Here is a 13,620-nt window from a genome sequence, read left to right on the forward strand (position 1 = left end):
TTTTGTAGGGAATTTGTGTCGTGTGTGTGAAGGCATGTGCATTTATCCATTGTCCGGCACCCAACAAAAAGCCCCCGACTCTCACAAGTCGGGGGCTTTTGTGTTTCTGCTGCCTTGTACTGAACAGCGGTTACAGCGTCGGGTAGTCGATATAGCCGACCGGGCCTTTGGCGTAGAACAACTCAGGACGCGCATCGTTCAGCGGCGCATCGGCCTTCAGACGTGCCGGCAGATCCGGGTTGGCAATGAAGGGCACACCGAATGCCACGGCGTCAGCCTTGCCGCTGGCCAGCCATGCGTTGGCGCTGTCCTTGGTGAAGCGTTCGTTGGCGATGTACGGGCCGCCGAAGGCTTCTTTCAATTGTGGGCCAAGGCTGTCGGCACCTTCTTTCTCACGGGAGCAAATGAACGCGATGCCGCGCTTGCCCAGCTCACGTGCCACGTAAGTGAACGTTTCAGCCAGGTTGTCATCGCCCATGTCGTGGGAGTCGGCGCGCGGTGCCAGGTGCACACCGACACGGCCGGCGCCCCAGACTTCGATGGCGGCGTCGGTCACTTCCAGCAACAGGCGTGCACGGTTTTCCAGGGAGCCACCGTAGTTATCGGTGCGCTGGTTGGTGCTGCTCTGCAGGAACTGGTCGAGCAGGTAGCCGTTGGCGCCGTGGATTTCCACGCCGTCGAAACCGGCGGCTTTGGCGTTTTCGGCACCGGTGCGGTAAGCGTCGACGATGTCGGCGATTTCAGCGGTTTCCAGGGCACGCGGGGTTGGGTAGTCGGCCAGTGGACGTACCAGGCTGACATGACCTTTTGGCTGGATCGCGCTCGGTGCCACTGGCGCTTCACCGTTGAGGTACGACGGGTGAGAGACCCGGCCCACGTGCCACAGCTGCAGGAAGATCTTGCCGCCGGCCGCGTGAATCGCCTTGGTCACGTTGGCCCAGCCGCGCACTTGGTCGTTGGACCAGATGCCGGGGGTGTCCGGGTAGCCGACGCCCATTGGCGTCACCGAAGTCGCTTCGCTGAGGATCAGGCCGGCGGAGGCGCGCTGGACGTAGTATTCGGCCATCAGCGCGTTCGGTACGCGGCCTTCATCGGCGCGGCAGCGGGTCAGCGGGGCCATGATGATGCGGTTGGCCAACTCGATGTCGCCCAGTTTGATCGGATCGAAAATTGTTGCCATGAAATACAACCCTCGTAGTGAAGTGATTAATCAGTTGGTCGCGGGGGCCAGTTCGGCGTTGCCGTTCTGACGGAAAGTAATCAGGGTCACCAGCAGGGCGAGCACCGCCAGTGCGGCAGCCGCCAGGGGCACGCTGGTCAGGCCGAAACCGTGGGCGATGACGCTGCCGCCGACCCAGGCGCCGAGCGCGTTACCGACGTTGAATGCGCCGATGTTCAGGGTCGAGACCAGGTTCGGCGCTGCTTTGCCGAAGGTCACCACGTTGACTTGCAAGGCAGGCACGGCGGCGAAACACGCGGTGGCCCAGAGGAACAGGGTGATTTCAGTGGGGATCAGCGCCACGCTGGTCCAGGTCAGCACGGTGGAGACCACGGCCATGGCGATAAACACACCGATCAGGGTGGCGGCCATGCCTTTGTCGGCCAGCTTGCCGCCGATGATGTTGCCGACGGTCAGGCCCAGGCCGATCAGCATCAGCGTCCAGGTCACGCCACGGGGCGATACGCCGGTGACTTCGCCCAGCAGCGGCGCCACGTAGGTAAAGAGGGTGAACACCGAGGCGGCGAACAGCGCGGTCATGCTCAGCGACAGCCAGATGCCGGCCCCCTTGAGAGCGGCGAGTTCGGCGCGCATGTCGAGTTTTTCCTCGTCACGCTTGGCCGGCAGAAAACGGATCAGACCAATCAGCGCAATCACACCGATCACGGTCACCGCCCAGAAGGTCGAACGCCAGCCGGCTTCCTGACCCAGCGCGGTGCCCAGCGGTACGCCGAGAACGTTGGCCAGCGTCAGGCCGGTGAACATCAGTGCCACAGCCGAAGCGCGCTTGTTCGGCGCCACCAGACCTGCCGCCACCACCGAACCGATACCGAAGAACGCACCGTGGCACAGTGCGGTGATCACCCGGGCAAACATCAGCACGTTGTAATCACTGGCCAGCGCACAGAGCAGGTTGCCGACGATGAAGATGCCCATCAGCGCAACCAGTGCTGCCTTGCGTGGCAGTCTGGCCGTGGCCAGAGCCATGAATGGTGCACCGATGGCCACGCCCAATGCGTAACCGGTCACCAGCCAGCCGGCGCCGGGAATCGACACACCCAGATCAGCCGCCACATCGGGCAGCAGACCCATGATGACGAATTCGGTGGTGCCGATGGCGAAGGCGCTCAAGGCGAGTATGAGAAGCGAGAGGGGCATCGTTTAGTCCTTTTCGGCTGGCTGACGTTAAGGGTCAGAGCTCTTTACTGAGTGTGCTGAGGAACGCCTGGATCACGTCCTCGTTGCGTTTGAAAAAGTGCCACTGGCCGGCCTTCTGGCTGCTGATCAGTCCGGCCCGTTGCAGAGTGGCCAGGTGCGCGGAAACGGTTGATTGCGAGAGGCCGCAGCGTTGATCGATCTGCCCGGCGCAGATGCCGTACTCGTGGTTGTGGATCTGTTCCGGAAACTCGTTTTTGGGGTCTTTCAGCCAGTTGAGGATGTCTCGCCGGACTGGGTGCGCCAGGGCTTTTATTATTTCGTCGAGGTCGATGTTCATGGCGGTTGCTCGTGATGTGTGTAGCGCTATATCGCGATGAGGCGAACTTTAAATCGGTACTTCGCGATATACCAATATGATTTTGGTCTGAGGGCAGAACAAATCGGTATATCGGGTTATAACGATATGGAGGTGTATGGATTGACGGGCGCGGTGCTAAGCTGCGCCCATGAACTATCTCGCACATTTACATCTCGGTGGCCAGCGCCCCGGTCAATTGCTCGGCAGTCTGTATGGCGATTTCGTCAAAGGGCGGCTGCAAGGACAGTTTGCCCCGGAGGTTGAGGCCGCCATTCAGTTGCACAGACGGATTGATGTGTTCACTGATCGCCATCCATTGGTGGATGCTTCACTGGCACGGTTTTCCACGACCCGCCGTCGTTACGCCGGCATCGTCCTCGATGTGTTTTTCGACCATTGTCTGGCCCGGGACTGGAAGCAGTACGCCGCTCAACCGCTGGAGCAGTTCACAGCGGACGTGTATCGGGTTCTGACGCTCGAGCAGCAATTGCCGGAGCGCCTGGCCAAAATCGCCCCGCACATGGTGGCCAATGACTGGTTGGGTTCGTACCGGGAGTTTGAAGTGCTGGAGCAGGTGTTACGCGGCATCTCCCGGCGTTTGACGAAGCCGGAGGAACTGGCGGGGGCGATGCAGGAATTGCGGCGCTTGTATGAACCGTTGAGTGAGGATTTCCGCCTCTTCTACCCACAACTCCAGGACTTCGCCGAAAACTCCCAGGCACAGAAGATCTAATGTAGGAGTGAGCCTGCTCGCGATAGCGGTATATCAGTCAACATCGATGTGACTGAACCACCGCTATCGCGAGCAGGCTCACTCCTACAGGGGGTTGGTGTTTCAGGCTGCGATTGCTGGACGCATTGGCGATTGTCGGGTTTCCGGGATCGCACCAAACAACGCCTTCTGCACCGTCTGCTGCGCTTCGAACGCCAATGCCGCACGTTCGCGGCCCTGGCAGGCAATCGGTTTGAGCAGGTGCACTTCGACATCGCCGCAGTCATTGGCGAACAGGCGCATCAGGTGCGACAACAGATCATCGTCACCAATGAACGGCGCCAGTGCGTCGATTTCGCCGTCACGCAGATAACGGATCGCCACCGGTTGCAGCATCACCTCCGAATCAATCGCCGCCGACAGCAAGCGCCCGTGGAAGGTACGCAGCGAACGGCCATCGGTGGTGGTGCCTTCCGGGAACATCAGCAGCGGATGTTCGGTTTGCAGGTGACGGGTCATCTGTTTGCGGATCAACTGGCTGTCGCCCGAACCGCGACGGATGAACAGACTGCCGGCCTTCGCCGCCAGCCAACCGGCCACCGGCCAGGTGCGCACTTCAGCCTTGGACAGAAACGACAGCGGCGTGAGCATGCCGAGCAGTGGAATGTCAGTCCACGACACGTGGTTGCTGACCCACAGCATCGGCTGTGTCGGCAATTCGCCGTGCACGCTCACGCGAAAGGGCAGGGCATTGCTCAAGCGCGCCATGAAAAACCGCGACCAGCGCTGCCGACGCTCCATCGAGTGCGCCAGCCCCAGCCGTTCGAAAATCCCGAAGACGCTGGCCATGATCAAGCCCAGCGTCACCACCAGCAGCACCCGCGCGATCCGCGCGTACACCCGCAAGCGGCTCATTACACTGCCGCCTTGAAGTGCCTGGCGTAGCGCGGGCAGAGCTCGTCGCGCTTGAGCAGGATGAACACGTCAGCGACCTGGAAGTCTTCGTCCCAGCACGGCTCGCCGCAGATCTTCGCGCCCAGACGCATGTAGGCCTTGAGCAGTGGCGGCATTTCGGCGATCACGTTCGACGGAATGTCCAGCGTCGGCAACGGTTTTTTCGGCTCGGCGCGCAAGTGTTCGGTGCACAGATAACGTTCGCGCAGGCGCTGCATGATCGCGTGAGCCTGCACGCCGCCGTCCTGCATCGGGATGCTCGCGCAACCCATCAGGTAGCTGTAACCGCCCTGATTGAGCACTTCGGCCAGTTCGCCCCAAAGCACGGCGATGGTGCCGCCATTGCGGTAGGCCGGGTCGACGCAGGTACGGCCGATTTCAAGGATCGGGCCTTGCAGATGCGCGAGGCCGTGGAGGCTGAATTCTTCTTCGCTGTAGAACTTGCCCAGGCTGCTGGCGGCGGCGTGATCAAGCAAACGGGTGGTGGCGACCAGGCGCCCGGTGTTCAGGTCACGCACGCCGATGTGGCTGCAGTGAACATCATAATCATCCATGTCCAGACCCTGTTCCGCGCCTTTCAGTTTGGCGTTGAACTCGCCGCTGAATACGCTGAATCGCAAGGCCTGGGCTTGCTGCAGGGCCTCGGCGCCGATCAGGCGTTCGGCTTGCAGGCGGCGTTCATTGCCGGTGTCGCTGATGCGGGCGATCTGAGTCATGTGAATCTCCGTACGGGCCTTTAACCCGTCGTGGGTTGCAGCCGATCGACTTTCTTTATGCAGCCGTGTTGTGCAAAGTCAGGCTATGTAGCCCCGGTGTCATCGCCATGAACGTTCGGTGATGCTTATATGACAGCCCACAAGGAGCCTCTTATGCCCTGGCCAGATCTGCTGCAAAGCCGTGAACGATTGCCCGCCGTTGCTGACCTGGCCGAAGGTTTCGCGACGTTGTTGCATCAATTGGGCAACGTCACGCCGTTCGAATTGGCGGTCGCGGGCGGGCGGCGGATGGCGACGCCGGGGCTGGCGTTTCTGGTCGGATATCAAGCGGCGTTGCGCATGTTGTGGCCGAGTGCACCGCCGAGCCTCGGCGCGTTGTGTGCGACCGAACAGCGCAGCTTGCGCCCGGCGGACATGCAGACGCGCCTGACCGATCTGCGTTTGAGCGGACGCAAGGATTTCGTCACGGCGGGGGATGCGGCGGACTGGCTGCTGATCGCTGCGCGTAGTGAGGAACCCGGCGAAATACCGCGCCTGAGTCTGGCCGTGGTGTACCCCGGCGAGCCCGGCGTGAGGGTGGAAAAACTCCCCGCGCTGCCATTGATGCCGGACGTCAGCCACGGCCGTCTGCATCTGGACGGCGCGTTGTGCGAGTTACTGGCCGGTGATGGTTGGGACGCTTACGTCAAACCGTTCCGCACCCTCGAAGATGTCTATGTGCTGAGTGCGATGACGGCATGGTTGTACGGCGTCGGGCAGGACAGCGGCTGGCCGCAGGCGCTGCAATTGCGTTTGCTGGCGCTGTTGGCCGGTTGTGCGGAAGCGAGCCGGCAGCCGCCGAACAATCCGGCGGGGCATGTGTTGCTGGGTGGGCTGTTTGCGCAGTTTGAATCGCTGAAGACTGAAATCGATCAGGCATTGGCCACCGGTAATCCCGAGTGGGCGGCGATGTGGCAGCGCGATCAGGGCGTGATGCAGTTGGCGGCCGGGGCTAGGGCCAAGCGTTTGGCCAAGGCTATGGCGCAGGCCTGACCGGCCTCTTCGCGAGCAAGCCCGCTCCCACAGGTTGATCGTATTTCAGCTGACGAAACGCGGTCTCTGTGGGAGCGAGCTTGCTCGCGAAGACTCTCCGAAAAACACCACACACCTGTCATAAACCCCGACTAGTCTCAGCAGGTTAATTTCCCAGAGCCCACACCATGTTCAAAGGCCTGTCGCTGTTTCTGCTGCTGCTCAGCTTCACCGTGCAAGCCGAGCAGTGGCCTGCTGAACAATGGCCGCTCGGCCCGCAAATCACGGCGGTTGAGGATCTGCAGAACTACGCCTTCCCGACTCGCGATGACAACACCCGCAAGGGTATCCGCACCGATGCGCTGCTGATCGTCCGCGATGGCCAGATCATCTACGAACGCTACGCCGGCCCGACCACCGAACAGACTCCGCACCTGACGTGGTCGATCAGCAAAAGCCTGATGGCCAGCGTGCTCGGCGTGGCGTATGGCGAAGGCCTGTTCAAACTTGAAGACCCCGCCGTGAAGTTTTACCCGGCGCTGCAAAAGCACCCGGCGATCAAAATGGCCGACTTGCTGCACTGGGCCTCGGGCATCGACTGGCAGGAGGACTATGAATATGCCCCGCTGAAATCCTCGGTGGTGGCGATGCTGTATACCCGTGGTCACCGCGACATGGCCGTGTTCACTGCCGATCACGGCAGCTACGCCGCGCCGGGGCAGGCGTTCCGTTATTCCAGCGGCGACAGCAATCTGCTCGCGGCCGCGTTGAAAACCATCGTCGGGCCGCAGCGTTATTCCGACTATCCATGGACGGCGCTGTTCGAACCGTTGGGCATTCGCCACGCCGTGTGGGAAACCGATGCCAACGACACGTTTGTCGCGTCTTCCTACGCCTACCTCACAGCCCGGGATCTGGCGCGGGTCGGTTTGCTGATGTCTCGAGACGGGCGCTGGCAGGATCGGCAATTGCTGCCCACGGATTGGCTGGCGTTCAACCTGAAACCCTTCGCCGGTTACAAGGCCCGTCAGGACGAAGCGGTTCCCGGCGGTCAGTGGTGGCTCAATCGCCCGGCCGATGGCGCGCCATCTCCCTGGCCCGATGCACCGCCCGATACGTTCGCTGCGCTTGGCCATTGGGGGCAGGCGCTGTACGTGATTCCCAGCGTGAAACTGGTGATCGTGCGCTACGGCGATGATCGCGACGGCAGCTATCGCCACAACGAATTGCTTAAGCGTGTGCTGAAGGCGGTGCAGCCATGAAGCTGTTCAGACGAATGCTGTTGTTGCTGTTGATCGTGCTGCTCGGATGGGGCGTGCACGAACGGGAAAACCTGTGGGCCTTCCCCGACATCATCAGTGCCTACACCGCCAAGGAATATTGTTCGTGCCGGTATGTGATGAACAACGACGCTGAATATTGCCGTGGCTACGTGAAACAGTGGTTGCCGACCAGCAGCTTCAGCGATGACAGCGCGAGCAAAACCATCACTGTCAGCGGCATGGGCCGCAGCAACCGCGCGAAATGGCTGAGCGAACGCCAGGGCTGCCGCCTCAATCCCTGAACCCCAGGACATAACCAATCTCCTTGCCACAGGATTCTCTTTATCAAGGACATCGCGAGAAGGTCTCTGAAAGTTTGCATAAACGCTGTGGCCGGTTAAGGTTCGTGCAGGTTTATCGGCCCCACGAGTGTTCAATGTTCAACCGCTCCCTCTTCAAAACCCTGCCCAGTCTGCTGCTGGCCGCTGCTGCACTGCCGGCGCAGGCCAATTGGTATCTGGACGGCGAGTCGTCGCGGCTGTCGTTCGTCAGCACGAAAAACGCCAGTGTTTCCGAAGTGCAGCGCTTTCTGGTACTGCACGGCAAGGTCGACCCCAATGGCCGCGCCGAAGTCGAAGTCGAGCTGGACTCGATCAACAGCGGCATCCCGCTGCGCGACGAACGCATGCGCAAGGAGCTGTTCCAGATCGAGCAATTCCCCGAAGCGACCATCACCACGCAAATCGACCTGCGCCCGATCAATGATCTGGCCCCCGGCGCGCAGCTGGAATTGCGTTTGCCGCTGACCGTCAACCTGCACGGCAAACAGCATGAATACCCCGCCGAACTGCTGGCGACGCGTCTGGATGACCGACGCTTTCAAGTGGTGACGCTGGAGCCTCTGGTGATCAACGCCGAGGATTTCGACCTCGCGTCGGGGCTGGAAAGCCTGCGCAAACTGGCCGGTTTGTCGGCCATCAGTGTGTCGGTGCCGGTGGGTGCGGTGCTGATCTTCACGGCGCGCTGACATGCGCGGCGCGGTGTTTCCATGGCGTGACGGCAACCGTTTCGAGTTGTTGATCGACGGCCCGCAATTTTTCCCACGCATGCTCGAGCAGATTGCCGCCGCCCGCGAGCAAATCGAACTGGAGCTGTACCTGGTCGAGGCTGGCGCCTGCGCCGAAACCATCGTCCAGGCACTGGTGTTGGCGGCCGAGCGTGGCGTGCGCGTGCGCTGCCTGTTCGACGATTACGGCAGCCTCGCGTTCACCCTCACGCTGCGCCGACGCCTGACCGGCGCCGGGGTCGAACTGCGTTTTTACAATCGCCTGAACTGGCGGCGCTGGATCGGCAACTTTTATCGCGATCACCGCAAGCTGCTGCTGGTCGATCAGCGTCTGGCGGTAGTCGGCGGCACGGGTGTCACCGACGAGTTCTGGACGCCGGGCGAGGACACCAGCGAGTGGCACGAAGTGATGGTGGAAATCGCCGGCCCGTTGGTGCTCGACTGGCAGTTGCTGTTCGATCGCCAATGGATCGCCAACCGCTATCGGCGCGCCTGGCGCCCGGCTGCGCATTTCGGCCTGCCGCGTCTGCCACGTGTGCCGGACAAGGGCGAGGGAATGGGCCGCGTGGCCTATGCAGACGCCCGCCAGCACCGCGACATTCTGCAATCGCTGTTTCGCGCACTGAACAGCGGCCAGCAGCGCATTTGGATGGCTACGCCGTACTTTCTGCCGACCTGGAAAATCCGTCGCTCCTTGCGCAAAGCTGCTGCGCGCGGGGTCGATGTGCGCCTGCTGCTGACCGGGCCACGCACCGATCACCCGTCCGTGCGTTACGCCGGCCATCGTTATTACCCGCGCCTGCTTAAGGCCGGCGTGCAGATCTTCGAATACCAACCGTGCTTCCTGCACCTGAAAATGGTGCTGGTGGATGACTGGGTGAGCATTGGCTCGTGCAACTTCGATCACTGGAACCTGCGCTTCAATCTGGAGGCGAATCTCGAGGCGCTGGATCCGTCTTTGACGGCAGCAGTGCAGGCGAGTTTCGAGAAGGACTTTGGCTTGAGTCAGTTGGTGAGTCTGGAAGCGTGGCAGCGCCGGCCGTTGTGGCGACGGGTCAAGCAGAGGATTTGGGGCTGGGTGGATCGGGTGGTGGTCAACATCCTCGACCGTCTGGGATAACCCCGGTTCTGAAACCTGTGGGATTGCGATGTGGGGATCCCAATATAGGGATTCCATTGTGGGGATCCCAATGTGGGAGGGGGCTTGCTCCCGAAGGCGGTGTGTCAGCTAAATAAATGCCGAATGACACACCGTCTTCGGGAGCAAGCCCCCTCCCACAAAGGCCCTTCCAGAAAGTCCCCAACAAGGGCTCTCTCAGAAGGGCTTTGTTGCCTGAAAATTTACAGCAACTCGAAGCTCTGCTGCGTCACGTCCTGGGAGTCCAGGCCGATCTGCACGTTGAACTTGCCAGGCTCGGCCGCGTATTTGAGCTGGGCGTTGTAGAACTTCAGGTCATCCTCGGTGATGGTGAAGTGCACGACCTTCTGCTCGCCGGCCTTGAGCATGATTTTCTGGAAGTTCTTCAGCTCCTTGACCGGGCGGATCATCGAACCGGTGACGTCCTGAATGTACAGCTGCACTACAGTTTCGCCGTCACGCTTGCCGGTGTTCTTCACCATGACGCTGGCGTCGAGCTTGCCGGTGGCATTTAGCGTGGTCGATGACAGCGCCATGTCGCTCAGGGCGAATTGGGTGTAGCTCAGGCCATAACCGAACGGAAACAGTGGACCTGTGGTGTCATCGAAATACTGCGAGGTGTAGTTGCCCGGTTTGCCCGGCGTGAACGGCCGGCCGATGCTCAGGTGGTTGTAGTAAGTCGGGATCTGGCCCACGGAGCGCGGGAAGGTCACCGGCAGTTTGCCCGACGGGTTGTAGTCGCCGAACAGCACGTCGGCGATGGCGTTGCCACCCTCGGTGCCGCTGAACCAGGTTTCCAGGATCGCGTCAGCCGACTGGTTTTCTTCGAGAATGGTCAGCGGACGACCGTTCATCAGCACCAGCACCAACGGTTTGCCAGTGGCTTTCAGGGCGCGGATCAGCTCACGCTGATTTTCCGGGATGTTCAGGTCAGTGCGGCTGGAGGATTCGTGGGACATGCCACGGGATTCACCCACCGCTGCCACGATCACGTCAGCATCCTTGGCCGCTTTCACCGCTTCGTCGATCAGCACGTTGGCCGGACGCGGATCATCGATCACTTCCGGGGCGTCGAAGTTGAGGAAGTTCAGGTAGTCGAGAACCTTCTTGTCGCTGGTGATGTTGGCGCCACGGGCGTAGATCAGGTTCGCCTTGTCGCCGATCACATTGCTCATGCCGTCGAACAGGGTCACCGATTGCGCCGGACGACCGGCGGCAGCCCAACTGCCCATCATGTCGATCGGAGCCTTGGCCAGCGGGCCGACCAGCGCGATTTTTGCGTCTTTCTTCAGCGGCAGGGTTTCGTTCTGGTTTTTCAGCAAGACCAGACTGCGACGCGCCACTTCACGGGCGTCGGCGCGGTGCAGGCGACTCTCGGCGTAAGTATCGGCCGGATCATCCTCGGCCTTGCCGATGCGCAGGTACGGATCCTTGAACAGGCCCATGTCGTACTTGGCCGCGAGGACTTCACGCACGGCGTTGTCGATGTCTTTTTGTTCGATCTCGCCGGACTTGAGCAGCCCCGGCAGCTCTTTGCCGTACAGGGTGTCGTTCATGCTCATGTCGATGCCGGCCTTGATCGCCAGCTTCGCCGCTTCACGACCGTCGCGGGCGACGCCGTGCTTGATCAGTTCGAAGATCGCACCGTGGTCGCTGACCGCCAGGCCCTTGAAGCCCCAGTCCTTGCGTAGCAGGTCGTTCATCAGCCAGGTATTGGCGGTGGCCGGAATGCCGTTGATCGAGTTCAACGCCACCATCACACCGCCGGCGCCGGCATCAATTGCGGCGCGGTACGGTGGCAGGTAGTCCTGGTACATCTTCACCGGGCTCATGTCGACGGTGTTGTAGTCGCGACCACCCTCGACCGCGCCGTACAGGGCGAAGTGCTTGACGCTGGCCATGATGCTGTCGGCGGCGCTCGGGGTTTCACCCTGATAAGCCTTGACCATGACTTTGGCGATGCGCGAGGTCAGGTAGGTGTCTTCCCCGAAACCTTCGGAGCTGCGGCCCCAGCGCGGGTCGCGGGAGATGTCGACCATCGGTGCGAAGGTGATGTCGAGGCTGTCGGCGGCGGCTTCTTTGGCGGCAACGCGGCCGGACTGGCCGATGGCGTCCATGTCCCAGCTCGAAGCGAGGGCCAGTGGAATCGGGAAAATCGTACGGTGGCCGTGGATCACGTCGTACGCGAAAAACATCGGAATCTTCAGACGGCTGCGCATCGCCGCGTCCTGCATCGGACGGTTTTCCGGGCGGGTGATCGAGTTGAACGTGCCGCCGATGTTGCCGGCGGCGATCTCTTTGCGGATCAGTTCGCGCGGCATTTCCGGGCCGATGCTGATCAGGCGCAACTGGCCGATTTTCTCGTCGAGGGTCATTTGCTTCATCAGGTTGCTGATGAAAGCGTCCTTGTTTTCCAGAGGTACCGGGGTCGTGGCGGCCAATACTTGATGACTGGCCAGGCTGACGAACAGACCCAGCAAACACAGCTTCTTCATGAATATTTTTCTCAAGGGCCCAAACGGCAAATGCAATGCCGGCCAGCCAAAAGTTAGGGAGCGACTATTGTTGTTCGGGTGCAGGCTCGAAAAAACAGAGCCAGAAACGACAGCCGACACTCGGCAGCGTGAACGCGCAGGGCACTTTTTAGCCCATTGGCCCGTCGCAATCCAGTGGCGCGGCCGATTATGCCCCAAGAGCCGGCCGAGAATGTTTCGCGCCCGGTTTTTATAATGAAATGTGCCAAGGAGCATCACTGCGATGAATGTCAGTCCAACCTATCGCTCGCGCTTGCAGGTCGCCACGCTGCTGGTGCTGGCCACGCTGCTGACGGCGTGCGGCATCAACAACATCCCGACCCTCGACGAACAGGCCAAAGCGGCGTGGGGGCAAGTGCAGAACCAGTACCAGCGCCGTGCCGACCTGATCCCCAACCTGGTCGAAACGGTAAAGGGCTACGCCAAACATGAAGAGGAAACCCTGACCGCGGTGATTGAGGCCCGAGCGAAAGCGACGTCGATTCAGGTTGACGCCAGTACCCTCGACAACCCGGAAAAACTCAAACAGTTCCAGCAGGCGCAGGATCAACTGACTGGCGCATTGAGTCGCTTGATGGTGGTCTCCGAACGTTATCCGGATCTGAAAGCCAACCAAAACTTCCTCGCCCTGCAATCGCAACTCGAAGGCACGGAAAACCGCATCGCCGTGGCGCGGCGCGATTTCATTCTGGCGGTGCAGAAATACAACACCGAGATTCGCACCTTCCCCGGTCGCCTCTGGCACAGCGTGATGTACAGCGACCTGCCGATCCGTGAAACCTTCGAAGCCACCACGCCCGGTGCAGAAAAGGCCCCGGAAGTGAAATTCTGATCCGGGGTTGCCCATGCGTGTATTGAAGATGGGCCTGGTGCTGATGCTGTGGCTGTTCGCCGTCAGCGCCCGGGCCGAGTTGACCTTTCCGGCGCTGAGCGGGCGGGTGGTCGACGAAGCGCAGTTGATCGAGCCGTCGGTGCGCGCGCAGTTGAGCCAGCAATTGCAGGCTCACGAGCAGGCGACCGGCGAGCAACTGGTAGTTGTGACGTTGCCGAACCTGCAAGGCACCACCATCGAGGACTATGGTGTCGAACTTGGCCGGCACTGGGGCATCGGCCAGAAGGACAAGAACAACGGCGCCCTGTTGATCGTCGCCCGGGACGAGCGCAAATTGCGCATCGAGGTCGGCTACGGGCTGGAGGATCGCCTGACCGATGCCCAGAGTTCGGTGATCATTCATCAGGTCATCACACCGTCGTTCAAGGCCGGCAACTTCAGCAAGGGCATCAGCGACGGCGTGGCGGCGATGCTGGTGGTGCTGGGTGGCAATCCGCTGGACGAACCGTCCACGGTGTATGAATCGGCTGGCGATCCTTCGGATGATTTCGTCTCACGGCACCCGGCGTTGTTCGTATTTCTGGTGATGTTGTTCATCCTGACTGTTTTTGTCTGCCAGATGCTCGGTATCCTTCCCGCCGGCCGTGGCGGCTCCGGAGG

The 13,620-nt window shown here is 61.1% G+C and carries 14 protein-coding genes; 8 read left to right on the forward strand and 6 right to left on the reverse strand.

Annotation, left to right across the window (positions count from 1 at the left end):
• Positions 1-130: 130 nt before the first annotated feature.
• The 3 genes from F2P67_RS14110 to F2P67_RS14120 are packed head-to-tail and all read right to left on the reverse strand — an operon-like array spanning position 131 to position 2,714.
• Positions 131-1,180, reverse strand: coding sequence for an alkene reductase (locus tag F2P67_RS14110; RefSeq protein ID WP_166221059.1), 1,050 nt, complete (start codon positions 1,178-1,180; stop codon positions 131-133).
• A gap of 30 nt (positions 1,181-1,210) precedes the next feature.
• Entirely contained in the window at positions 1,211-2,377 is a 1,167-nt protein-coding gene (locus F2P67_RS14115) for an MFS transporter (RefSeq protein WP_166221060.1), read from the reverse strand.
• Positions 2,378-2,411: 34 nt separating this feature from the next.
• On the reverse strand, positions 2,412-2,714 hold the full coding sequence (locus F2P67_RS14120) for an ArsR/SmtB family transcription factor (RefSeq protein WP_166221061.1): 303 nt from the start codon (positions 2,712-2,714) through the stop codon (positions 2,412-2,414).
• Positions 2,715-2,883: 169 nt separating this feature from the next.
• On the opposite strand from F2P67_RS14120, the gene F2P67_RS14125 reads away from it, so the two are divergent.
• Entirely contained in the window at positions 2,884-3,468 is a 585-nt protein-coding gene (locus F2P67_RS14125) for an acyl carrier protein phosphodiesterase (RefSeq protein WP_166221062.1), read from the forward strand.
• A gap of 102 nt (positions 3,469-3,570) precedes the next feature.
• On the opposite strand, the gene F2P67_RS14130 is transcribed toward F2P67_RS14125, so the two are convergent.
• Both F2P67_RS14130 and olsB read right to left on the reverse strand, forming a co-directional pair.
• On the reverse strand, positions 3,571-4,362 hold the full coding sequence (locus F2P67_RS14130; RefSeq protein WP_166221063.1) for a lysophospholipid acyltransferase family protein: 792 nt from the start codon (positions 4,360-4,362) through the stop codon (positions 3,571-3,573).
• Positions 4,362-5,117, reverse strand: a complete 756-nt coding sequence (gene olsB, locus F2P67_RS14135) for an L-ornithine N(alpha)-acyltransferase (protein WP_166221064.1) — start codon at positions 5,115-5,117, stop codon at positions 4,362-4,364. Before olsB ends, F2P67_RS14130 begins: the two co-directional genes overlap by 1 nt.
• A gap of 153 nt (positions 5,118-5,270) precedes the next feature.
• Here olsB and F2P67_RS14140 point away from each other — a divergent pair, with 153 nt between their 5' ends.
• The 5 genes from F2P67_RS14140 to F2P67_RS14160 all read left to right on the forward strand — a co-directional run bounded on the left by F2P67_RS14140 (position 5,271) and on the right by F2P67_RS14160 (position 9,576).
• Positions 5,271-6,149 (forward strand): acyl-CoA dehydrogenase middle domain-containing protein, encoded by an 879-nt coding sequence (locus tag F2P67_RS14140; RefSeq protein WP_166221065.1) that lies wholly within the window; start codon positions 5,271-5,273, stop codon positions 6,147-6,149.
• A 167-nt stretch (positions 6,150-6,316) separates the two neighbouring features.
• Complete coding sequence (locus F2P67_RS14145; protein WP_166221066.1) at positions 6,317-7,390, forward strand: serine hydrolase domain-containing protein; 1,074 nt, start codon at positions 6,317-6,319, stop codon at positions 7,388-7,390.
• Positions 7,387-7,692 (forward strand): amidase, encoded by a 306-nt coding sequence (locus F2P67_RS14150; protein WP_166221067.1) that lies wholly within the window; start codon positions 7,387-7,389, stop codon positions 7,690-7,692. The genes F2P67_RS14145 and F2P67_RS14150 overlap by 4 nt, the downstream gene beginning before the upstream one ends.
• Positions 7,693-7,826: 134 nt before the next feature.
• On the forward strand, positions 7,827-8,417 hold the full coding sequence (locus tag F2P67_RS14155) for a YceI family protein (protein ID WP_166221068.1): 591 nt from the start codon (positions 7,827-7,829) through the stop codon (positions 8,415-8,417).
• 1 nt (position 8,418) lies between these two features.
• On the forward strand, positions 8,419-9,576 hold the full coding sequence (locus F2P67_RS14160) for a phospholipase D-like domain-containing protein (RefSeq protein WP_166221069.1): 1,158 nt from the start codon (positions 8,419-8,421) through the stop codon (positions 9,574-9,576).
• A gap of 221 nt (positions 9,577-9,797) precedes the next feature.
• Here F2P67_RS14160 and bglX read toward each other — a convergent pair whose 3' ends face one another.
• Positions 9,798-12,089, reverse strand: a complete 2,292-nt coding sequence (gene bglX / locus F2P67_RS14165; protein ID WP_166221070.1) for a beta-glucosidase BglX — start codon at positions 12,087-12,089, stop codon at positions 9,798-9,800.
• A 262-nt stretch (positions 12,090-12,351) separates the two neighbouring features.
• On the opposite strand from bglX, the gene F2P67_RS14170 reads away from it, so the two are divergent.
• Together F2P67_RS14170 and F2P67_RS14175 are read left to right on the forward strand one after the other, a co-directional pair.
• Complete coding sequence (locus F2P67_RS14170; protein ID WP_103307001.1) at positions 12,352-12,960, forward strand: LemA family protein; 609 nt, start codon at positions 12,352-12,354, stop codon at positions 12,958-12,960.
• A 13-nt stretch (positions 12,961-12,973) separates the two neighbouring features.
• Positions 12,974-13,620 (forward strand): TPM domain-containing protein (locus F2P67_RS14175; RefSeq protein WP_166221071.1); only part of this gene is annotated, 647 nt, incomplete at its 3' end.

The organism is Pseudomonas atagonensis (assembly GCF_011369485.1).
Classification (GTDB): domain Bacteria; phylum Pseudomonadota; class Gammaproteobacteria; order Pseudomonadales; family Pseudomonadaceae; genus Aquipseudomonas; species Aquipseudomonas atagonensis.